Genomic DNA, 21,921 nt, shown 5'->3' on the forward strand with positions numbered 1-21,921 from the left:
CGGGCCACGAAGCGCAGACGTTCGTCCATAACGGACCTTTCCATCCACGGCATCAACACCTCCCGCAAAGCGAAAAGTGTTACCCATGTCTCCGGTACGAAACGTCACCTATGTCTCGGGTCGGACACTGCAACCTTCTGGTCAGGCCTACTTTTCCAAGCGCGAAACTGGCCAGATCGGCTCCTGCTACAGCCAACGGCTACAGCGGGACGGCGGACCTTGGCGACGCGGCGGCCGAAGGGGTCGTAGCGGAACAGCCAGGCCTCGTCGTCCGGCGTCTCCACCGAGACCAGCCGGTCGTGGGCATCCCACGAATAACGCCAGCGCCGGGGCCGAAACCCGTCCCGCTCGAACCGGGGATGGATCAGCCGGCCGCAGGCGTCATAGGTAAGATGGACCTTTTCGCCCTTCGGTCCCCGGGCGATCTGCCTTCCCTGGCCGAACCATTCCAAAATTCCGACAAAAGAACGTCAATCTTGCCGAGCGAGCGCCGGACTCGAATGCTTGTTGCGCCAATCAGTGGAGGCATATAAAAAACATTTAGATCAGAAATAATCCTTATAAATGCTGTGCGCCGTGTCAAATGACATTCCTTTATTTATAAAACGCATCCACCATCAATGAATATTCTAAAAATCTCCAGTCTTTTTGGTTATTTACATCGCTCCCCGGAGACACTAGAAATTCACAAACATCTGCAAGCCAAGTACCCATGGCGCAGAGAAAATCACCGAATGTGTTAATATTCTAGATAGAATCACGATTAGATTGGTCTTCCAAGAGCAAATCAAGGAGGTACCAAAATCAGCACGGGATTTAATCCTACGGATTGTATTATGAAGTTCTTCTCTCACTGCCGTAACCTTATTGAAGACCCATCGTTTTTAGCGCAACGGTTCTCGATGGTCCACGCCCCCCTGGGCCTCGCCCCGAAAGCGCGGTGAGGGATCACCGGGCGGTGGCAGCATCCGAAAATCGACGACTTTGCACGACTGAGATCTCAGAACGGTGTTGCTGAGATGTCAGATCAGGTGTTAACGTCCTGTCATGTTCGATCGTTCGTCGCCATTTCTGCAGTCGTCCGTTCCCGCGGCGGGCTTGCCGACAGTGCAGCCCAAGGCGGATTTTGCCGTGGACCGGCTGCGTGACGCCATTCTGTCCTGCCAGCTCATGCCGGGCCAGACGGTCAGCGAGCAGGAGCTGTGCGAGCGCTTCCAGCTCGGCCGGGCCGGCATCCGCAATGCGCTGGCTCAGCTTTCCGCCAAGCGGCTCGTCGAGGGCCTGGCGCGCAGAGGCTGGCGCATCTCGCCGATCACGCCGCGGCAGATCCGCGATCTCTGCGCCGCCCGCCGCCGACTTGAGCCGGCGATGCTGGAAGGCGGACGTTCAGCGGCGGAGACACTCCGACTTGCCCATCTGGCTTCCGTCATCGAGACCCTTCGCGGCCAGAGCGATCCAGCGGCGATCCTGACCGCCCGGCGCTATGACCGCGAGTTGCTCGGAGCGCTGGCGGCGGGGGGAAATGTCTGGGCTCATCGCTGGATGGACGAGGCCTGGGACTGGTCGGCCCGCGTCGTCGCCTTCCTCGAAAGGACGAGCGCCTCGCGTTTCACGGTCTTCAGCCGCGCCGCGCTGGTCGAGGCGTTGCAGCGCGGCGATGCGGTGGCGGCGGCTCGCGAGATCGACGCTTCGATCGCGCATTTTGAGACCTTCGCGACAGACGCGCTCCTGTCGCTGCCCATCTCGCTTGCGGCAGACGACGAGCGCCGCCGCAAACGATCCGAGACCATGTACAAGCGCCGATCCTCGGCGACAGGCACCAAGCCTTTGATCGACCAGAATGGGGAAATCGAATGATGACAAGCAAACGCGCCCGCTTGACCGTCAGGTCTGTCCTGTCGGGCTTTCTCGCCGCTGCCCTTCTCGGCAGCGCGGCGACCGCGGCGATGGCCAAGGAGACCTTCACGGTCGATCTCGTCAACGAGCCGTCCTCGCTCGACCCGCAGAAGCAGTGGAACCCCGACAGCTACTACGTCTATCGCAACATCTTCGACAATCTCGTCACCCGCAACGACGCCGGCGAGATCGTGCCGCAGGTGGCGAGCGCGTGGAAGCAGGTCTCGCCGACCGAGATGCAGTTCACCATTCGCGGCGACATCAAGTTCCAGGACGGCACGCCGCTCACGGCCAAGGACGTCGCCTTTTCGATCCAGCGGATCATCGATCCGGCCTTCGCCAGCCCGCAGCTCGGACAGTTCAACAAGATCACCAAGGCGGAAGCTTCCGACGACAAGACCGTGACCGTCACCACCGACGGGCCCTATCCGGTGCTGCTCGCTCAGCTGACCAAGCTCTCGATCGTGCCGGAGCATGTCGTCGAAAAGGTCGGCGACGACGCCTTCAACCTGAAGCCCGTCGGCAGCGGACCCTACAGCTTCGAGGCCTGGCAGCGCGGCGTCTCGGTGACGCTGAAGCGCAACGACGACTACTGGGGCGACAAGGGCCCGTTCGAGACGGTGACGTTCCGTGCCGTGCCGGACGCTTCGACCCGTGTCGCCGATCTGCAGGCCGGCACCGCCGATCTCGTCGTCAGCCTCGATTCCGATCAGGCGGCGCAGCTTCAGACGGCCCCCAACGCCCAGGCTCTCACCGCTCTCACCGAGCGCATCGCCTATCTCGGCATCAACACCGGCAAGCCGCCGCTCGACGACAAGCGGCTGCGTCAGGCGATCGCTTACGGCATCGACCGCGAGGGCATCGTCGAGGGCATTCTCGGCGGCGAGGGCAAGGTCGTGGGGCAGATCGTCTCTCCCGCCGCCTTCGGCTGGTCGGATTCGATCGAGCCCTATCCCTACGACCCGGAAAAGGCCAAGGCGCTGATCGCCGAAGTCGGCGACGGGGCGAAGGCCGAGCTGCAATTCGCGACCGCCCCCGTCTTCGACCAGCGGATCGTCCAGGCGCTGCAGCAGATGCTCACCGAGATCGGCCTCAAGGTCGAGATCAACATGACCGACATGGCGACCTATCTGAAGGCCGCCCAGGGACCGCGCGACAGCCAGCCGATGCTCTCCTTCGGCCGCTGGTCCTGCTCTTGCCAGGACGCCGACGGCATCATGTATCCGCTGCTGGAATCGGACAGCGCCTGGTCGCGCTATAGCAATCCCGAGATGGACAAGCTCCTCAACGAGGCTCGCAGCACCCTCGACGAGGACAAGCGCCGCGCGGACTACGAAAAGGCCAGCGAACTGGTCAAGGACGACGTGTCGCTCCTGCCACTCTATCAGGTGGCGATCATCTATGGCGCATCGAAGAAGCTCGACTGGCAGCCGACCGCCAATGAAAGCCTTTTCCTCAACCGGATGAGCTGGCAGGGCGAATAATCGCCGCGGCGGGCGGAAACGACGACGTTCCCGCCCGCTGATCCACCCCAAGGCAAGGCACGGCGGGAGCTGGACCAATGGCAGCCTATCTCCTGCGGCGGTTTCTGCAGGCAGTGGTCGCGATCTTCGGTGTGATGACGCTGATCTTCTTCGTTCAGCGGCTGACCGGCGATCCGACCTATCTCCTCGTGCCCGAAACGGCGACGAAGGCCGACATCGAGGCGATGCGCGTCTCGCTCGGGCTCGATCGGCCGCTGATCGTCCAGTATCTGTCGTTCCTGTGGGGCATTCTGCATCTCGATTTCGGCCGATCCTACGTCCAGAACGTTCCGGTGATGACGATCATCGCGGCACGTCTGCCCTATACGCTGGAGCTGACGGCGGGGGCGCTCGCCGTCGCCGCGCTGATCGGCGTGCCGCTCGGCATCGCGACGGCGATGTGGCGGGGCCGGTCTCAGGCGCGCGGGCTGATGGGCTTCGTCCTCGCAGCCCAGAGCATGCCGACTTTCTGGAGCGGTATCCTGATGATGATGGTCTTCGGCGTCTGGCTCGGCTGGCTGCCGCCGTCCGGGGCCGGCGGCTGGAAGAACCTCATCATGCCCTCCGTTGCCCTCGGTCTTCTGTCGATGGCGACCTTTGCCCGTGTCGCCCGCACCGCGGTTCTCGACGAACTCTCCAAGGACTACATCCGCTCGGCGCGGGCGAGGGGTGTCTCCACCGGGCGGCTGGTCCGCCGCCATCTCCTGCGCAACGCCTCGATCCCGGTGATCTCGATCTCGGCCATGGAAATCTCGCAGCTTCTCGCCGGGGCGGTGATCGTCGAGACCGTCTTTGCCTGGCCGGGTCTCGGGCTTTTGACCATCCAGTCGATCACCGGCCGCGACTTCATGGTCGTCCAGACCATCGTCCTGCTCGGCGCATTCGTCACCATCACTTTGAACTTCCTCGCCGATCTCCTTTACACGGTGGTCGATCCGCGCATCCGTCTGACGGGAACACCGGGATGAGCGCGACGATCGATAAAAGCCCTGCACCGGCGCGACGATTTGCCGGCCTGCGCCGCGAGATCCGCGGCATGCGGGCGGTCATGCCCTTCGTCCTGATCTTCGCGGCCTTCGTCCTGTTGGCGCTTCTGGCGCCTCTCGTGGCGCCGCTAGACCCCAATTCGCAGAACCTGCTCGGGCGCCTGAAGCCGCCGGGAACGACTGCACGCGGGATCTTCTATCTGCTCGGCACAGACAATCTCGGCCGCGATCTTCTCTCGCGGCTGATCTACGGCGCGCGCATCTCGCTGTCGGTCGCCATTCTCTCCGTCGTCCTGTCGGGCACCGCCGGCACCATTCTCGGCATGGCGGCGGGTCTCGCCCGTGGCTGGACCGAGACCGTCATCATGCGCCTTGCCGACATCGTTCTTTCGGTTCCAGCGGTGCTTCTGGCGATCATCATGGTCGCCGTTCTCGGTCCCGGTTTTGCCAATGTCGTCCTCGTCCTCGCGCTGACACGCTGGCCCCGCTACGCCCGCGTCGCCTATGGCCAGACGCTGTCGGTCGCCAACATGCCCTATGTCCGGCTCGCCCGCTTCATGGGGGCGAAGACGCCGCGCATCCTGCTCATCCACATTCTGCCGAACATCATCGGCGCGATCATCGTTGTCGCGACGCTGGAATTCGGTCTCATGGTGCTGTTCGAGGCGGGGCTGTCCTTCCTCGGCCTCGGCGTGCAGCCGCCGACGCCCTCCTGGGGCGCGATGCTCTCGACCGGCCGCGCCTATGTGGCGACGGCCTGGTGGATCGCCGCCTTTCCGGGCGCCTGCCTGTTTCTTCTCATCCTCTCCGTCAATCTGATCGGCGATCATCTGCGCGATCGCCTCGATCCGAAATCCAGGTAAGTCTCGATGCAATTCGACCGCGAATTCGCCGGCAAGGGTGTCGTCATCACCGGCGCCACCGGCATCTACGGCAAGGGTCTCGCCGAGACCTTCGCCGCCCAGGGCGCAAAACTCTGCCTCACCGATCGCGATCAGAACGGGCTCGACAAGCTTCTCGCCGAGCTTCGGCCCGCCGATGGCAGCTTCGCCATGGCAGCGGATCTGAAGGATGCGACGTCGATCGCCTCGCTCGTCGCGGCCGTGGGCGAGCGCTGGCAGGCGCCGGACATCGTCGTCAACAATGCCGGCATCTATCCGAGCAGCTTCCTGCTCGACATGAGCGTCGAGGACTGGGACGCCGTCTTCGACATTAATCTGCGCGCGGTCTTCCTGCTGTCCAAGGGTTTCGCGGTCCAGATGATGGAGAAGGGCGTGAAGGGTTCGGTGCTCAACATCTCCTCGGGCGCCTCGCGCAAGATGCGGCGCACCGCCTGCGCCTACAGCACTTCCAAGACCGCGCTCGACCGGCTGACCAAGGGCTTCGGCATCGAGCTTGCCGAATACGGCATCCGCGTCAACGCGCTCGAACCGGGCTTTTCCGCCGGCTCGACGACGAGCAAGCTGGCCGACGCCCATGTCCAGCGGGTGCTTTCCGCTATCCCCCTTGGCCGCCCGAGCAGCATGGACGATATCGGCAAGGCTGCGCTCTACCTTTCCAGCGAGGCCGCCGCCTACGTCACCGGCGCGACGCTCTCTGTCGACGGCGGCAATTCCATCGGCTCGATGGACGTCTATCAGGACAAGAAGCAGGCGCTTTGACGGCGGCGGAGGCAAGGGCAATGACCGACTACAGCTGGCCGGATGGCAAGAAGAGCGCCTTCTGCTTCACCATCGATCTCGACGCTCACGCGCCGTGGCTCTGGGCAACCCGCAACGACACGCCGAAGAGCCTCGGCCAGATCGAGCTCCGACGGTTCGGCCTGCGTCAGGGGATGGACCGTATCCTCGCGCTCCTGAAACGCTTCGAGATCCCGGCGACCTTCTTCGTGCCCGCCGTCATTGCCGACGATCATCCGGACGTTCTGCCGGGGCTCGTCGAAGCCGGCCACGAGGTTGCGCTGCACGGCTATTTCCACGAGCTCGTCGCCGATGTCAGCGACGGCGAATTCACCGAAGCGCTGGAGCGCTCGATCGCGCTGTTCGTCGCCCAGACCGGGCAACGCCCCATGGGCTTTCGCTCGCCGGCCTGGGAGATGACCCGGCACATGCTGGCCGAGGTGAAGCGCCATGGCTTCTACGATTCGTCGCTGATGGGCTTCGACCATCCCTACACGATCGACGGCGTCACCGAGCTGCCGGTGCAGTGGACCACCGACGACGCGATCTATTTCAAGTTCTATGGCGGCGGTCAGGATGGCTGGGCGCCGTCGCCGCCCGGTCCCGTGGGCGAAGGCTGGTATGACGAATGGCGGGTGCTCGACCGCGAAGGCCAGATGTTCATGCTGACGATCCACGACTGGATCTCCGGCCGCGCCCAGCGCATTGCCATGCTCGAACGTCTCTTGGAGCGCGTCCGCGCCGAAGGCGACCCGTGGTTTGCGAAAGCTTGCGAGATCGCCGCCCACCATGAACGCGCCCATGCCGGCGACTTCGTCGTTGAGGCCGCCCATCCGGCAGCGATTTCAGCCAGAACGAAAAGCCCGATCTGATGGAGACCTGGACCATTCACAAGCCAGCCGTCACCTCCGCCGGCGGTATCGTCTCGGCACAGAACCGCGAGGCCGCCGAGGCCGGTGCCCGCATCCTGGCCGATGGCGGCAACGCCGTCGACGCCGCAGTCGTCACAGCGCTCGTATTGTCGACGGTCGAGCCCTGGCTCTCGGGCATTGGCGGCGGGGGATTTCTCGTCCACGCGGAACCGGACGGCCGCGTCGAGACGCTGGACTTCAACGTGCGCGCCTCCCGCCATCTCGACCCGGAAGACTATCCGCTGGTCGGCGGCAGCGGCGGCGACTGGTTCCAGTGGCCGGCGGTGGCTGAGGATCGCAACATCATCGGCTATGCCTCGATCTGCGTGCCAGGCACGATCGACGGGCTCGCGACCGCGCTCGCCGAGCGCGGCACGATCAGCTGGGCCGAGGCGCTTCGGCCCGCCATCGCGTTCGCCGAGCGCGGTATGGAGGTCGACTGGTTCTCCGAACTGTGCCTCGCCATCGATGCCGCCAATCTCGCTGCCTTTCCGACCTCGTCCGAACTCTTCCTCGACAAGGGCCGGGCGCCGAAAACTCCGGCTCTCGGTGGCGCGCGCTATCGGCCGATGGCGGCGAAAGCAAGGGTGCTGCGGCGGCTTGCCGAGGCTGGCCCGCGGGATTTCTACGAGGGCGAGACCGCAAGGCTGCTCGTTAACGACCTTGAGGCCGGCGGCTCGAAGATCGCCGCCGACGATCTGGCCGCCTATCGTTGCCGCTGGGGCGAGCCGGCGCGGATCGACTATCGCGGCTCTATCGTCAACACCATGGCAGGCCTGTCCGGCGGGCCGAGCCTTGTTGCGGCGCTCGGTGTCTTGCGCGAAATCCTCGATCCATCGGGCAAGCCCGGCGGCCGGGCGGCGCTGGCCTATGCGACCGCGATCCGCGATACCTATCGGAACCGGCTGACAACCATGGGCCATGCCGGCAAGACCGGCGACTGCACCACCCATATCAGCGTCGTCGATCGTCACGGACGCATGGTCTCCCTGACCAACACGCTGCTGTCGCGCTTCGGCTCCAAGGTGGCGCTGCCGCAGACCGGCTTCCTGATGAACAACGGCATGATGTGGTTCGACCCGCGTCCCGGCGTGCCGAACGCCATCGCGCCCGGCGCGACACCGCTCGCCAACATGGCGCCGGTCGTCGTCACCCGCGATGGCCGCCCGCAGCTTGCCATCGGGGCCGCCGGCGGACGGCAGATCTTCCCGACCCTCGTGCAGCTTCTGTCCTATGGACTTGATTTCGGGATGAGCCTTGAGAACGCGTTCCATCATCCCCGCCTCGACGCCAGCACGCCGACGATCCGGGTGAACCGGGCCGCGGCGGCGGATGTCGCGGCCGAGGTCGCCAAGGGGTATGCGGTCGAGATCGTCGACGACACGCTCTATCCGGTGAACTTCGCCATTCCCTCGGCGGTCGCCCGCAACTGGACGAACGACACCAACAGCGCCATGGCCCATCCGACCAGCCCCTGGGCCGCGGCAGTGGCGCAAGAGGAAGCCGCCCCGTGACGGAAAGCTCGCAGATCCTCGCCGTCGAAGGCCTGACGACCCGCATCGGCGTCAATGCCGTCGTCGATGGCGTCTCGCTCGCCGTGAACTCTGGCGAGGTGGTGGCGCTGGTCGGCGAGAGCGGCTGCGGCAAGAGCCTGACGGCGCTGTCGATCATGGGCCTCCACCCGGCCGCGGCGAGGATCGGCGGCGGCAGTGTTCGCCTCGATGGCGACGATCTCCTGCGCTTTTCCGAAAAACAGCTGCGGGGCATTCGCGGCAAGACGCTGTCGATGATTTTCCAGGAGCCGGTCGCCTCGCTCGACCCGCTGATGCGCGTCGGCGAGCAGGTGGCCGAGTCTCTCGTCGTCCACGGCGTGGCCTCGAAGAGCGAGGCTGAAAGCCGCGCGATCGACATGCTGGAAAAGGTCGGCATTCCCGACCCGGCGGCGAGAGCCCGGCAGTATCCGGCCGAGCTTTCCGGCGGCATGTGCCAGCGGGTGATGATCGCCTGCGCGCTGATCGCCCGGCCGCGCCTCCTCATCGCCGACGAGCCGACGACAGCCCTCGACGTCACCATCCAGGCGCAGATCCTGGCCTTGATGAAGGAGCTTCGCCGCGAGATCAGAACGGCGATCCTCCTGATCACCCACGACATGGGCGTCGTTGCCGACATCGCCGACCGGGTCTGCGTCATGTATGCCGGGCGCATTGTGGAAAGCGGCGACGTGGCTTCGATCTTTGCGCAGCCGAGCCATCCCTATACGCGCCTTCTTCTGGCGACGATCCCGAAGCTTTCCGGGACCCGCAAGACCCGGCTGAACGCCATCGAGGGCAGCGTGCCGGACGTCTCCGATTGGCCAGTCGGCTGCCGTTTCCGCACGAGGTGCCCGCTGGCCGACGACGCATGCGAAAAGATGCCGCCCGATTTCTCCGTTTCGGGCGACGATACCCACAGGGCCGCCTGCTGGCACATTGACAGGCTGTCCGAGATGGACGCCATGGGAGAGATGGCATGAGCGATGCGCCGCTCCTGAAGGTCGAGGATCTGCGCGTCCACTTTCCGATCCGCGGCGGTTGGCTCGGTGGGCAGGTGGGGGCGGTCAAGGCGGTGGACGGCATCGACCTGACCATCGAGGCCGGCGAGACCGTCGCCCTCGTCGGTGAATCCGGCTGCGGCAAGTCGACCGCCGGCAACGCCATTCTCGGCCTTGCTCCTGCGACCTCCGGGCGGATCCTGTTCGAAGGCACCGATATTCTCACCCGATCGCCTGCGGAGCGTCGAGGCATCCGATCCAACATGCAGGTGGTGTTTCAGGACCCGGTCTCGGCCCTCAATCCCAAGCTCAGCGTCGGCCGCCTGATCGCCGAGCCGCTCACCATCGCCGGGTGGGACGAGACGGCCAAGCAGACCCGCGTCGACGAGCTTCTCGATCTCGTCGGTCTGACGAAGGCCCAGAAGAGCCGCCATCCGAACGAGATGTCGGGCGGCCAGCGCCAGCGGGTGGTCATCGCGCGCGCCCTGGCGCTGTCGCCCAAGCTGATCGTCTGTGACGAGCCGGTCTCCGCCCTTGACGTCTCGATCCGCTCGCAGATCATCAACCTGTTGATACGGCTGCAGGAAGAGCTCGGCCTGTCCTATCTCTTCATCGCCCATGACCTGTCGGTCGTCAGGCACATCGCCGACAAGGTGGTGGTCATGTATCTCGGCACCATCGCCGAGACGGGGCCGACCGATGCCGTCTTCGATCATCCGACCCACCCCTATACCGAGGCCCTTCTCAGCGCGATTCCGCTTCCAGATCCCGAAGCGCAGCGGGCCAAGGCCGCGCTGATCCTCGAGGGCGATCTGCCGAGCCCCGCCAATCCGCCCGCGGGTTGTCCCTTCGTCACACGCTGCCCGATCCGCATCGAGAAATGCGCGAGCGTGCGCCCGGGCCTTGCCGACACCGGCCATGGCAGCCGGGCCGCCTGTCTCGTCAAGGTGCCGGATGCGTCGTTGAACGCTGCGAGGTGAGGGGGCGGGGGCTATTCCCCGCGAAGGATGCGCTCCGCGTCGCAGACGGGAGCCTGCAGCGGCCGCCGGTCCGAGCGATCGGCATCAGACCGCCAAAGCTTCACCAGCGGGCCGCTTACGGGCCACTCCGCTCCGATAGCACGATCGACAGGCGGCTCAGAGAGCCAGCCAGGAAAGCCGGCGCTCATGCATCGCCCGAAAGATGGCGAACGGCGACCGCCGTCGCGGCGGAGCGGTTTTCGACGCCGAGCTTGCGGAAAACCACCTCCAGATGCTTGTTCACGGTGCGCGGACTGAGCGCGAGGATCTCGGCGATGTCACGATTGGCCTTGCCGCGCGCGAGCCACAGGACGACCTCGGCCTCGCGGGCCGTCAGGCGCAGGTTGCGCTGAAGGTTGGCGATGTCCTCCTCCATGCTCTCCCTCGTTACGCGCAACAGATACTCGTCCGGTCCCGACTGCCCGACGACGGCGACCGTCAGGTCGGCCCGCAACGTTCTGGCGCCTCCGCCGCGAAGCATGGCCGGCGGAACCGAAAGGATCGCCGGGCCCTCCGGATCGTCGAGCGCGAGGAGTTGGCGCGCCTGGGGCGTCGCCCAGAGGAGTTCTCCGGCCGCGTCGACCGCGAAGAGGAAGCGGCCGGTCGTATCCAGCGCCTGTTTGGCGCCCCGGCTGATCTTGGCGTTCTGATTGTGAACGCCGATCCTTGCGATGAGCTCTTGCGGCTTGATCGGCTTGGTCACGTAGTCGACACCGCCGGCGGCGAAGGCCCGCACGATGTGTTCGGTCTCGCTGAGCCCGGTCATGAAGATCACCGGAATATCCGCCAGAAGGCTGTTTCCCTTGATCAGTTGCGTCGTCTCGAAACCGTCCATGCCCGGCATCATGGCGTCCATGAGGATCACGTCCGGGGTGACGCGTTTGGCGATCGCGATGGCCTTGGCGCCGTTCGGGGCGACGAGAACGGTCATGCCCTCGCGCTCCAGCGCGGCGACCAGAAATGCGGCCGCTTCCGGCGCGTCTTCGACCGCAAGTACGACGAGATGGCCGTCTGAGCGGTCAGTCGCCATCGCGCGGTCCGGTGAGGTCAAGGAGACAGGCTTCGTAGTCGAACCGCCGCAGATGCTGGCGAAGGCGCGAGACGACAGCCTGTGTTCCCGGTCGGTTGGCCGCGATTTCATCGAGCTTTGCATCAATCCCCCTGACATAGCCAATTTCCAGCATCCCTGTGAGTTCTGCGCGTTCGCCCGCCGACAGATCGGCCGCCATCGCACCCTCATGCCGAAGGTCCGAAAGGTCGTGGTCCGGAATTTTCGTCTTGCCCTCGAACTCCCAGGATAGATCGAGCGCGCGGCCGATCACGTCGACGAGCGTCGCGATCGACAAGGGCTTGGCCACCCACTCGTCGTAGAGATGCCGAGCCATCGAAGGCGGCCGCGCGCCCGCTGAGATCATGACGATCGGCACCGCGACGCCCTTGTCGCGGACGGCTTTCGCCACCTGCCAGCCATCGATCCCCGGCATGTTCATGTCGAGCAGGAAAAGGTCGGGCTCGCACAGTTCGGCCATCCGCAGGCATGTCTCGCCGCCGTCGGCAGTCAAGACGGTGAAACCCAGCGGGCCGAGGATCTCTTCGATCAGCTGGCGATGGACCGGCTCGTCATCGGCCGACAGGATGGTCATGCGGCGACCTTCATAGCCGCAGATGCGACGTCTGGTTTCCTGCGCCGCCTTCTCGTCGGCGACAGCGCCGAGCATGAGGCGGACATGAAAGCGGCTGCCTTGACCCAGCTCGCTGTCCACCCGGATGTCGCCGCCGAGGATTTCGCTGAACAGCTTGGTGATGGTGAGACCGAGCCCCATTCCCGGCGCGCCGCACGATCCTTCCAGCCGCTCGAACGGCTCGAAGATCCGCTCCAGATTGGCGGGCGAGATGCCGGGGCCCGTGTCGCCCACGGTGAAGGTGGCGATCTGGTTGCGGTATCGCACCTTGAACAGGATCTTGCCTGCGCGGGTGAATTTGATGGCGTTGGACAGGAGATTGATGAGGATCTGCCGCACGCGCTTTTCATCGCCGCGAACGTGTTTCGGCAGCGGCCCGTCGACCTCATAGGCGAAGGCGAGGCCGGCATTGCCGGCCTGCAGCCGGAACATTTCGACGATCTGGATGAGCAGCGGTTCGAGCGCGAAGACGTCGTGATAGATCTCGATCTTTCCCGCCTCGATACGCGAAATGTCGAGAAGCCCGTCGATCAGGCCGGCCAGATGCTCGCCGGAGCGGCGGATGACGCGCAGGCCCTCGCGGCGCTTCTGATCGACGTCCCGGTCCTCGTCGAGGATCTGGGCGAAACCGAGAATCGAATTCAGCGGGGTTCTGAGCTCATGGCTCATACCGACGACGAAGCGGGTCTTGGCAAGGCTCGCCGCCTCGGCCTTCTCCTTGGCGAGCTGCAATTCGGCGTCGGTCGCCTTGTGCGCCTCGATCTCCTTCGTCAGGAGGAGGGTCTGCCGGCTCGATTCCTCCTGTGCGACCCGGCGGCTCTCATGGGCGAGAACGAGAAGCCAGGAGGCGATGCCGATCAGGATGACGAGAACGACGAACACCTGAACGAGAACCAGGACGGAGGTGCCGGGATCGGCCTCGTTGGTAAGGGTCGTCTGGAAATGGATGACCGAAAGGGCCGCGGCGCTGAGGCCGATGAGGATCGTGAAGACGGCGAGATAGTGCCCCTGCGGCGAATCCACGAAGGCGGCAAGCTTGCCCGAGACCTTGTGGCGAAGCCCCCCGACGATCTGTTCGCGCACCCGGCTGCCGGTCTTGCACAGGTCGTGGCAGCGGGCATCCAGAGAGCAGCAGAGCGAGCAGATCGGGCCGGAATAGGCCGGGCAGAACGCCATGTCCTCGGGCTCGAATTCGTGCTCGCAGATCGAACAGGCGATGGTCTTGAGGCCGGCCCAGTCCTGCCGCGACCGTCGGGCGACGTAGAATTGCCCCTCGGTGAGGGCGGCAATGAGCGGGGATGCGACAAAGGCGGTGAAAAGCGCGGCATAGACGGCCAGCGCCGCCGGAACGGGGCCGAGAAGGCCGGTATGCAGGACGACGCCGACGAGAATGCCGGCGCCCATCGCGCCGAAGCCGACGGGGTTGATGTCGTAGAGATGCGCCCGCTTGAATTCGATGTGGCGGGGCGAGAGCCCGAGCGGCTTGTTGACGACGAGATCGGCGACGAGCGGCGCGACCCAGGAAACCGCGAGGATCGCATAGAGCGCGAGGATCTCCTCCAGCGCTTGGAGGATGCCCATCTCCATCAGCATCACGGCGATCGCGACGTTGAAGACCAGCCAGACGACGCGGCCGGGATGGCTGTGGGTCAGGCGCGAGAAGAAATTCGACCAGGCGATGGAGCCGGCATAGGCATTGGTGACGTTGATCTTGGTCTGCGCGACGACGACGAAGAGCCCCATGACCACCACCGCGATCTCGGGATTGCCGAAAAGTCGCTGGTAAAGCGCCATGTACATCACGGTCGGCTGGTCCGCCTCGAAGGCGGAATAACCCTCGCCGATCAGCAAGACGGCAAGCAGCGAACCGGCGAGGATCTTGATGGCGCCGATGCCGATCCAGCCCGGCCCGCCGGCGATCAGTGCGGTCCACCATCCGGCGTGATTGCCTTTCTTGCGGCGCGGCAGAAACCGCAGATAGTCCACCTGCTCGCCGATCTGCGCCATCAGGGCAAAGAGGATCGCGGAGGCGCCGCCGAACAGTACCAGGTCGAAGCCCTCGCCGACGCCGCGGCTTCCCGTGTAGCGCGACCATTCCTCGATCGGCAGGCCGCCCTGCCAGATAAGGATGACAAAGGGCAGGAAGTTGAGCCCCAGCCAGAGCGGTTGCGTCCAGATCTGGAAGCGGCTGATCAGCCCGATACCAAGGGTGACGATCGGGATGATCGCGACGGCCGAGACGATGTAGCCGATCCACAGCGGCAAGCCGCACAGCATCTTCAGCGCCATCGCCATGATCGCCGCCTCGATGGCGAGGAAGATGAAGGTGAAGCAGGCGTAGATCAGCGAGGTGACGGTGGAGCCGAGATAGCCGAAGCCGGCGCCGCGGGCGAGGAGGTCGATATCGACGCCGTATTTCGCGGCGTTGTAGCAGATCGGCAGGGCCGCCCCGAAGATCAGAAGCCCGGTGACGCACAGCGCCGCCACCATGTTGGTGAAGCCGACCCCGAGGATCAGCGACCCGCCGATCGCTTCGAGTGCGAGAAAAGAGATGCCGCCGATGGCCGTCGAGGCAATCTGGAACGGCGTGAAGCGGCGGGCCCGCTTGGCGGTGAAGCGAAGGGCGTAGTCCTCGAGGGTTTCGTCGGCAACCCACTGGTTGTAGCTGCGCCGCACGCGCAGGATCCGCTGGGGGGCCGTCATGACGCCATTCCCCGCGGCTTTGGTTGACCGAAGGCCGCCGATCCGTCCAGACGATTTCCGCTCCGAGATCTCGCCAAAGATCTAACCTGTCCTGTTCTTTGAACCGCTCGATGAAGTCGACTTGCCGCCGGGTGAAGGGCAGGGTGCTGATCCCGGCATGTTTCACCCGTGCGTAAGGCGCGAGTGTTGCCCGGATTGTGCGCCGCGAACATACGCAGTTTGACGTATTGTTGCTTTGCAGCATCCGTCCCCATGCTTGCCCCTGTCAATCGCCGGGCGCCGCTCGGCCATCACCCGGCAAACAATCCGACAGGGGGTTTCATGAAAACCGACAAGAACGGCGCGGCCCCGCGCTCGATGTTGCGACGCAAACTGATGATCGGTGCGGCCGCCATGGCGCTGAGCGTCGCGGTATTGCCGCGGGTCGGCCTTGCCCAGACGCCGCCGACAAGCGAGGTCAACACGACCGGTCTTGCCGTCACCGACGACACGGTGACGGTCGGTATCCTGCACTCGATCACCGGCACGATGGCGATCTCGGAGACGGGGTCGGTTCAGGCCGAGAAGCTCGCCATCAAGCAGATCAACGACATGGGCGGCGTTCTCGGCCGCAAGATCGAGGTCGTCCAGGAGGACGGCTCCTCCGACTGGCCGACCTTCGCCGAGAAGGCCAAGAAGCTGCTCGTCGAGGACAAGGTCGCCGCCGTGTTCGGCTGCTGGACCTCGGCATCGCGCAAGGCGGTGCTGCCGGTCTTCGAGCAGTATAATGGCATGCTCTACTACCCGACTTTCTACGAGGGTCTCGAGGAGAGCCCGAACGTCATCTATACCGGCCAGGAAGCCACGCAGCAGATCATCGCCGGTCTCGACTGGGTCGCCAAGGAAAAGGGCGCCAAGTCCTTCTACCTCCTGGGCTCGGACTACATCTGGCCGCGCACCTCCAACAAGATCGCGCGCAAACACATCGAGGACAAGCTCGGCCTGAAGGTGGTCGGCGAGGAATATTATCCGCTCGGCCACACCCAGTTCAACTCGGTGATCAACAAGATCAAGCTGCGCAAGCCCGACGTCATCTACGCGATCGTCGTCGGCGGTTCCAACGTCGCCTTCTACAAGCAGCTGAAGGCCGCCGGCATCGACATGACCAAGGAAAAGCCGCTCCTGATGACGATCTCCGTCACCGAGGACGAAATCCGCGGCATTGGCGGCGAGAACATCGAGGGCGCCTACGCCACGATGAAATACTTTCAGTCGCTCGAAAACGAGAACAACGCCGAGTTCGTCAAGGCGTTCAAGGACATGTGGGGCCAGGACATCGTCATCGGCGACGTCACCCAGGCCGCCTATCTCGGCCCCTGGCTGTGGAAGGCGGCGGTCGAAAAGGCGGGCTCTTTCGACATCGACAAGATCAAGGAAGCCTCGCCCGGCATCGAGCTGACGACGGCTCCCGAGGGCTACGTCAAGATCCACGAGAACCATCATCTCTGGTCGAAGACCCGCGTCGGCCACGCCAAGGCGGACGGCCAGTACGAAGTCGTCCACGAGACGACGGAGCTGATGGAGCCCGATCCGTTCCCGGAAGGCTACCAATAAGCAGCGACGGGGCCGCGTCAGACGCGCGCCCGTTGGCTCAGGGCTATTGAAGGGCGCGACAGGCGTCGCGCCCGGCCCGCCATTCCCCCTTGCAGTTTCTTCGCTCGTTTTCGGAGCCCTTGGATGTTCGCGGACTATAGCTGGAGCGAGCTCGGATCGATCTTTGCCATGCAGGGCTTTGCCGGCCTGGTGCTGTTTTCGGTCTTCGTGCTCATGGCCCTCGGGCTTGCCATCATTTTCGGCCAGATGGGCGTCATCAACATGGCCCATGGCGAGTTCATGATCCTGGGCGCCTACGTCACCTATCTGACGTCGAATTTCTTCCAGGCGGCGGCGCCGGCGCTGATGCCGATCTCCTTCTTCATCGCCATGGTGCTCGCCTTCTTCGCCTCCGGTGCGCTCGGCATGCTGGTCGAGATGGCGCTGATCCGCTTTCTCTACAAACGCCCGCTCGACACGCTTCTGGCCACCTGGGGCCTGTCGCTCATCCTGCAGCAGACATACCGCACAATCTTCGGCGCCCGCGAGGTCGGCGTCACGCTGCCTGACTGGATGATGGGCTCGCTGCCTTTGACCGATCTGGTAGAAATCCCGATCAACGGTCTGATCGTGATGGCGATTACGCTTGCGATCACGATGGCCGTCGCCCTCGTCATGTTCCGTTCGCGCTTCGGCGCCCAGATCCGCGCCGTCGTCCAGAACAGGCCGATGGCGGGCGCCGTCGGCATCGACACCGAAAAGGTCGATCGCTTCACCTTCGGCCTTGGCTGCGGCATCGCCGGGGTCGCCGGCTCGGCCTTCACGATGATCGGCTCGACCGGGCCGAGTTCCGGCCAGCTCTACATCGTCGACACCTTCCTCGTCGTCGTCTTCGGCGGCGCGACCAGCCTGATCGGCACGGTCGCCTCGGCCTTCACCATCTCGCAGGCCCAGTCGACCATGGAGTTCTTCCTCTCCGGATCGATGGCCAAGGTGCTGACGCTGCTGACGGTCGTCGCCATCCTGATGCTTCGCCCGCAGGGCCTGTTCACCCTCAAAGTCCGACGCTGAGGAGCCCGCCATGACATCGATGCTCAATCCCCTGAAGAAGACCGAACTCGTCGGCTTCCTCGTCGTCGCCGCGGTCATCCTCCTGATTCTTCCCGCGATCACCGACGCCTTCCGGCTCAACATGGTCGGCAAGTATCTGACCTACGCCTTCGTCGCGGTCGGCCTCGTCCTGTGCTGGGGCTCGGCGGGTATCCTGTCGCTCGGCCAGGGCATCTTCTTCGGTCTCGGCGGCTACTGCATGGCGATGTTCCTGAAGCTGGAATCCTCAACTCCCGAAGCCACGAGCATCCAGTCGACGCCGGGCATTCCGGACTTCATGGACTGGAACCAGATCACCGAGCTGCCGTGGTTCTGGGAGCCCTTCCATTCGCTGACGTTCACGATGCTCGCCGTCATCCTCGTTCCCGCGATCCTTGCCTTTGTGATCGGATTCGCGATGTTCACCCGCCGGGTCGGCGGCGTCTATTTCGCCATCATCACCCAGGCGATCGCCGCGATCCTGACGATCCTGATCATCGGCCAGCAGGGATATACCGGCGGCGTCAACGGCATCACCGACCTGCGTTCGCTTCTGGGCTGGGACATCCGCACCGACAGCGCCAAGACGATCCTGTATTTCGTCAATGCCGTCCTGCTTCTCGCCGTCATCGCCTTGTCCCTGCTGGTCCGTCACTCCAAGCTCGGGCGCATTCTCGTGGCGCTGCGGGACAAGGAAGACCGGGTGCGCTTCTCCGGATACGACGTCGCCGCCTTCAAGATCTTCGTCTTCTGCTTCGCGGCCGCGATCTCCGGCATTGGCGGCGCCATGTTCACCCTGCAGGTCGGCTTCATGTCGCCGACCTTCGTCGGCATCGTTCCCTCGATCGAGATGGTGATCTTCTGTGCCGTCGGCGGCCGCTATTCGCTGATCGGCGCCGTCTACGGAACGCTGCTCGTCAACTGGGGCAAGACGACCTTTTCCGAGAGCTTTCCCGAGCTGTGGCTGTTTGCCATGGGCGCCCTGTTCATCGCCGTCGTCATGGCCTTTCCCAACGGTCTCGCCGGCATTTGGAACAGCCATGTCCAGCCTCTGGTGAAGCGGCTCTCCAAGCGAACCGGCGAGCGGCAGGCAGCGCCCGCCGAGACCCCGGCAGCGATCGCCGAGTGAGGATCAGACCATGAGCGAACCGACCGACTTTCTCCTCGCCGTCGAAGCCCTGACCGTCTCCTTCGACGGGTTCAAGGCGGTGGACGATCTGTCCTTCTACGTCGACCCCGGCGAGATCCGGGTGATCATCGGACCGAACGGCGCCGGAAAGACCACCGCCCTCGATCTCATCTGCGGCAAGACCCGTGCCACCTCCGGTTCGATCAGGTTTCGCGGCAAGGAGCTGACCGACATGAAGGAGCACGAGATCGTTCATGCGGGGGTCGGCCGCAAGTTCCAGAATCCGACGATCTACGAGGACCTCTCGGTCTTCGAGAATCTCGAAGTCTCCTTTCCGCGCGGGCGCAGCGTCTTCGGGGCGCTGGTCTTCAAACGCGACGCCGAGGTCAGGGAGAGGGTCGCCGAAATCGCCGAGATGATCTTCCTCACCGATCACCTGGAGGATCGCGCCGAATATCTCAGCCATGGTCAGAAGCAGTGGCTGGAGATCGGCATGCTTTTGATCCAGGACCCCGAACTCTTGATGCTCGACGAGCCGGTCGCCGGCATGAGCGGTTCGGAGCGCATCAAGACCGCCGAGCTCCTCCACAAGATCATCGAGGGACGCTCGGTCATCGTCATCGAACACGACATGAAGTTCGTCGAGGACATCGCCCACAAGGTCACCGTTCTGCATCAGGGACGGGTGATCTCCGAGGGGTCGATGGCGCATGTCCAGGCCGATCCGAAAGTCGTCGAAGTCTATCTCGGTCATTGAGGACAAGCGCCATGCTCAACGTTTCCGGCCTGCACGTCGCCTATGGATCGAGCGAGGTTCTGCACGGCCTCAACTTCAATGTCGCCCCCGGCGAGATCGTCGCCATCATGGGCCGCAACGGCATGGGCAAGACAACGCTGATGAAGTCGCTGATGGGGCTCGTTCCAACGAAATCCGGCCGTGTCACCGTCGACGGCGCCGATCTCACCCCGGCCAAGAGCCACGAGCGGGTGAAGGGCGGCGTCGGCTATGTGCCGCAGGGCCGGATGATTTTCTCGACCATGACGGTGCGCGAAAACATCGAGACCGGGCTGACCGTCACCGGCGAAACCGCCGTGCCGAGCGACATCTACGAGCTCTTCCCGGTGCTTCTCGACATGAAGAAGCGGCGCGGCGGCAATCTGTCCGGCGGCCAGCAGCAGCAGCTGGCGGTGGCGCGCGCGCTCGCCTCGCGGCCCAAGGTGCTGTTGCTCGACGAGCCGACCGAGGGCATCCAGCCCTCGATCATCCGCGACATGGCGCGGACCCTGAAGAAGATCCGCGACGAGAAGGGCCTGTCCATCGTCGTCTCCGAACAGGTCCTGTCCTTCGCCCTCGACATCGCCGACCGCGTCCTCGTCCTCGAAAACGGCGACCTCGTCCATGACGAGCCGATCGCCAATCTCGACGAGGCCAAGGTCGCGAAATTCCTGTCGGTCTGACCCCAATCCACCGTCCGGCCGCCACGACATCCCGCCCAAGAAGCCAACCCGTTCAAAACCCAGCCGCCCATAAACTAGCCAAGGAGTGAAACGGCATGACCGATACGCTGATCAAGGTCGACCTCAAGCAGTCGCCGCATGAGAACGAGATGGTCCACAATCGCTGGCACCCCGACATCCCCATGGCCTGCTGGGTCAATCCCGGCGACGACTTCAAGGTCGAGACCCACGACTGGACCGGGGGTCAGATCAAGAACGACGACGACGCCTCCGACGTTCGCGACGTCGAGCTCGAACAGGTCCACTATCTCTCCGGCCCGATCGGCGTGAAGGGGGCCGAGCCCGGCGATCTTCTGGTCGTCGACATACTCGACATCGGCGCCTTCGAAGACAGCCTCTGGGGCTTCAACGGCTTTTTCTCCCTCACCAATGGCGGCGGTTTCCTCGACCAGCACTTTCCCTCGGCGCAGAAGTCGATCTGGGACTTCGAGGGCATGTTCACCAAGTCCCGCCACGTGCCGGGCGTGCGCTATGCCGGGCTGATCCATCCGGGCCTGATCGGCTGTCTGCCCGATCGCAAGATGCTCGATGCCTGGAACGCCCGCGAAAAGGCGCTGTTCGACACCGACCCCGAGCGCGTGCCGACGCTGGCGGCCCTGCCCAACACCCAGTCTGCCCACATGGGCAAGCTGAAGGGCGAGGCGAAGATGAAGGCCGCGGCCGAAGGCGCGCGCACCGTGCCGCCGCGTGAGCACGGCGGCAATTGCGACATCAAGGATCTGTCGCGCGGCTCCAAGGTCTATTTCCCGGTCTATGTGGACGGGGCGGGGCTATCCATGGGCGATCTCCACTTTTCCCAGGGCGACGGCGAGATCACCTTCTGCGGCGCCATCGAGATGGCCGGCTGGCTGCACATCAAGGTGTCGCTGATCAAGGGCGGCATGGCGAAATACGGGATCAAGAACCCGATTTTCCGGCCTTCGCCGATCACCCCGAAATACGACGACTTCCTCATCTTCGAGGGCATCTCGGTCGACGAGGCCGGCAAGCAGCATTTCCTCGACGTCCACGTCGCCTACCGGCAGGCCTGCCTCAACGCCATCGAGTATCTGAAGAAGTTCGGCTATTCCGGCGCCCAGGCCTATTCGATCCTCGGAACAGCGCCGGTCCAGGGCCACATTTCCGGCGTCGTCGACGTGCCGAACGCCTGCGCGACCCTCTATCTGCCGACCGACGTCTTCGAATTCGACATCATGCCGGGCAGCGACGGACCGACGAAGTTCCTCGACGGCTCCATCGACATGCCGATCGCGAAGGATCTGTGAGGCCATGCCGTTTTACGACTATGCCTGCAGCGATTGCGGCACCTTCACGAGCCTGCGCCCGATGGCGCAGGCGGCGGACCCGTGCGCGTGCCCCGACTGCGGGGCAAGTGCCCGCCGGGTCATCCTCACCGCGCCGCGTCTCGCGATGATGGACGCTGGCCGCCGCAACGCCTTCGCCACCAACGAGCGCAGCTCCAACGCACCGCGCGTCGGTGGCCTGAAACATGGCGCCGGATGTGGATGCTGCGGCCCGAAGGCCTCGTCGATCGCAGCGTCTGCCGCGACGCAAAAAGCCGCGAAGACCTTTCCGGGCAAGCGTCCCTGGATGATCAGCCACTGAGTGGCGGGTCCCGCTTGGCGGGGGGGGCGCCCGGGGGGGGCCCGCCCGCCGCCGGTGGGGCGGCCGTCGTGCTCAGCCC

18 protein-coding genes are annotated in these 21,921 nt (G+C 64.5%); 16 read left to right on the forward strand and 2 right to left on the reverse strand.

Annotation, left to right across the window (positions count from 1 at the left end):
- The first annotated feature begins 1,131 nt into the window (after positions 1-1,131).
- From J6595_RS15475 to J6595_RS15515, 9 genes are all read left to right on the forward strand, one after another.
- Positions 1,132-1,857 carry a GntR family transcriptional regulator gene (locus J6595_RS15475; RefSeq protein ID WP_209595486.1) on the forward strand — a complete coding sequence of 242 codons (726 nt, stop codon included), beginning with the start codon at positions 1,132-1,134 and terminating at the stop codon, positions 1,855-1,857.
- On the forward strand, positions 1,854-3,380 hold the full coding sequence (locus J6595_RS15480) for an ABC transporter substrate-binding protein (RefSeq protein WP_245198515.1): 1,527 nt from the start codon (positions 1,854-1,856) through the stop codon (positions 3,378-3,380). The genes J6595_RS15475 and J6595_RS15480 overlap by 4 nt, the downstream gene beginning before the upstream one ends.
- A 77-nt stretch (positions 3,381-3,457) precedes the next feature.
- Positions 3,458-4,387 carry an ABC transporter permease gene (locus J6595_RS15485; protein ID WP_209595487.1) on the forward strand — a complete coding sequence of 310 codons (930 nt, stop codon included), beginning with the start codon at positions 3,458-3,460 and terminating at the stop codon, positions 4,385-4,387.
- Positions 4,384-5,268, forward strand: a complete 885-nt coding sequence (locus J6595_RS15490; RefSeq protein WP_425342161.1) for an ABC transporter permease — start codon at positions 4,384-4,386, stop codon at positions 5,266-5,268. The genes J6595_RS15485 and J6595_RS15490 overlap by 4 nt, the downstream gene beginning before the upstream one ends.
- A gap of 6 nt (positions 5,269-5,274) precedes the next feature.
- On the forward strand, positions 5,275-6,066 hold the full coding sequence (locus tag J6595_RS15495; RefSeq protein WP_209595488.1) for an SDR family NAD(P)-dependent oxidoreductase: 792 nt from the start codon (positions 5,275-5,277) through the stop codon (positions 6,064-6,066).
- A gap of 20 nt (positions 6,067-6,086) precedes the next feature.
- Positions 6,087-6,956: a polysaccharide deacetylase family protein gene (locus J6595_RS15500; protein ID WP_209595489.1), complete on the forward strand. Its 870-nt coding sequence runs from the start codon at positions 6,087-6,089 to the stop codon at positions 6,954-6,956.
- Positions 6,956-8,509, forward strand: coding sequence for a gamma-glutamyltransferase family protein (locus tag J6595_RS15505; protein ID WP_209595490.1), 1,554 nt, complete (start codon positions 6,956-6,958; stop codon positions 8,507-8,509). The genes J6595_RS15500 and J6595_RS15505 overlap by 1 nt, the downstream gene beginning before the upstream one ends.
- Complete coding sequence (locus tag J6595_RS15510) at positions 8,506-9,507, forward strand: ABC transporter ATP-binding protein (RefSeq protein WP_209595491.1); 1,002 nt, start codon at positions 8,506-8,508, stop codon at positions 9,505-9,507. Before J6595_RS15505 ends, J6595_RS15510 begins: the two co-directional genes overlap by 4 nt.
- A complete protein-coding gene (locus tag J6595_RS15515; protein ID WP_209595492.1) occupies positions 9,504-10,505 on the forward strand; it encodes an ABC transporter ATP-binding protein in 1,002 nt (333 codons plus the stop codon). Before J6595_RS15510 ends, J6595_RS15515 begins: the two co-directional genes overlap by 4 nt.
- A gap of 184 nt (positions 10,506-10,689) precedes the next feature.
- On the opposite strand, the gene J6595_RS15520 is transcribed toward J6595_RS15515, so the two are convergent.
- Both J6595_RS15520 and J6595_RS15525 read right to left on the reverse strand, forming a co-directional pair.
- Entirely contained in the window at positions 10,690-11,574 is an 885-nt protein-coding gene (locus tag J6595_RS15520) for a response regulator transcription factor (protein ID WP_209595493.1), read from the reverse strand.
- The gene (locus J6595_RS15525; RefSeq protein WP_209595494.1) at positions 11,564-14,929 is read right to left on the reverse strand and encodes a hybrid sensor histidine kinase/response regulator; all 3,366 of its coding nucleotides are present in this window, start codon (positions 14,927-14,929) and stop codon (positions 11,564-11,566) included. The genes J6595_RS15520 and J6595_RS15525 overlap by 11 nt, the downstream gene beginning before the upstream one ends.
- A gap of 393 nt (positions 14,930-15,322) precedes the next feature.
- On the opposite strand from J6595_RS15525, the gene urtA reads away from it, so the two are divergent.
- From urtA to J6595_RS15560, 7 genes are all read left to right on the forward strand, one after another.
- The gene (urtA, locus tag J6595_RS15530; RefSeq protein ID WP_425342162.1) at positions 15,323-16,522 is read left to right on the forward strand and encodes an urea ABC transporter substrate-binding protein; all 1,200 of its coding nucleotides are present in this window, start codon (positions 15,323-15,325) and stop codon (positions 16,520-16,522) included.
- Positions 16,523-16,645: 123 nt separating this feature from the next.
- Complete coding sequence (gene urtB / locus J6595_RS15535) at positions 16,646-17,572, forward strand: urea ABC transporter permease subunit UrtB (protein ID WP_209595496.1); 927 nt, start codon at positions 16,646-16,648, stop codon at positions 17,570-17,572.
- Between the two features lie 10 nt (positions 17,573-17,582).
- A complete protein-coding gene (urtC, locus tag J6595_RS15540; RefSeq protein WP_209595497.1) occupies positions 17,583-18,719 on the forward strand; it encodes an urea ABC transporter permease subunit UrtC in 1,137 nt (378 codons plus the stop codon).
- 10 nt (positions 18,720-18,729) lie between these two features.
- Positions 18,730-19,476 (forward strand): urea ABC transporter ATP-binding protein UrtD, encoded by a 747-nt coding sequence (gene urtD, locus J6595_RS15545; protein ID WP_209595498.1) that lies wholly within the window; start codon positions 18,730-18,732, stop codon positions 19,474-19,476.
- An 11-nt stretch (positions 19,477-19,487) separates the two neighbouring features.
- Positions 19,488-20,177, forward strand: a complete 690-nt coding sequence (gene urtE / locus J6595_RS15550; RefSeq protein WP_209595499.1) for an urea ABC transporter ATP-binding subunit UrtE — start codon at positions 19,488-19,490, stop codon at positions 20,175-20,177.
- A 95-nt stretch (positions 20,178-20,272) separates the two neighbouring features.
- Positions 20,273-21,502, forward strand: coding sequence for a formamidase (gene fmdA, locus J6595_RS15555; RefSeq protein ID WP_209595500.1), 1,230 nt, complete (start codon positions 20,273-20,275; stop codon positions 21,500-21,502).
- A 4-nt stretch (positions 21,503-21,506) separates the two neighbouring features.
- The gene (locus J6595_RS15560; RefSeq protein ID WP_209595501.1) at positions 21,507-21,842 is read left to right on the forward strand and encodes an FmdB family zinc ribbon protein; all 336 of its coding nucleotides are present in this window, start codon (positions 21,507-21,509) and stop codon (positions 21,840-21,842) included.
- The last annotated feature ends 79 nt before the right edge of the window (positions 21,843-21,921 follow it).

Origin of the sequence: Jiella mangrovi, from assembly GCF_017815135.1 — a bacterium.
Classification (GTDB): domain Bacteria; phylum Pseudomonadota; class Alphaproteobacteria; order Rhizobiales; family Rhizobiaceae; genus Jiella; species Jiella mangrovi.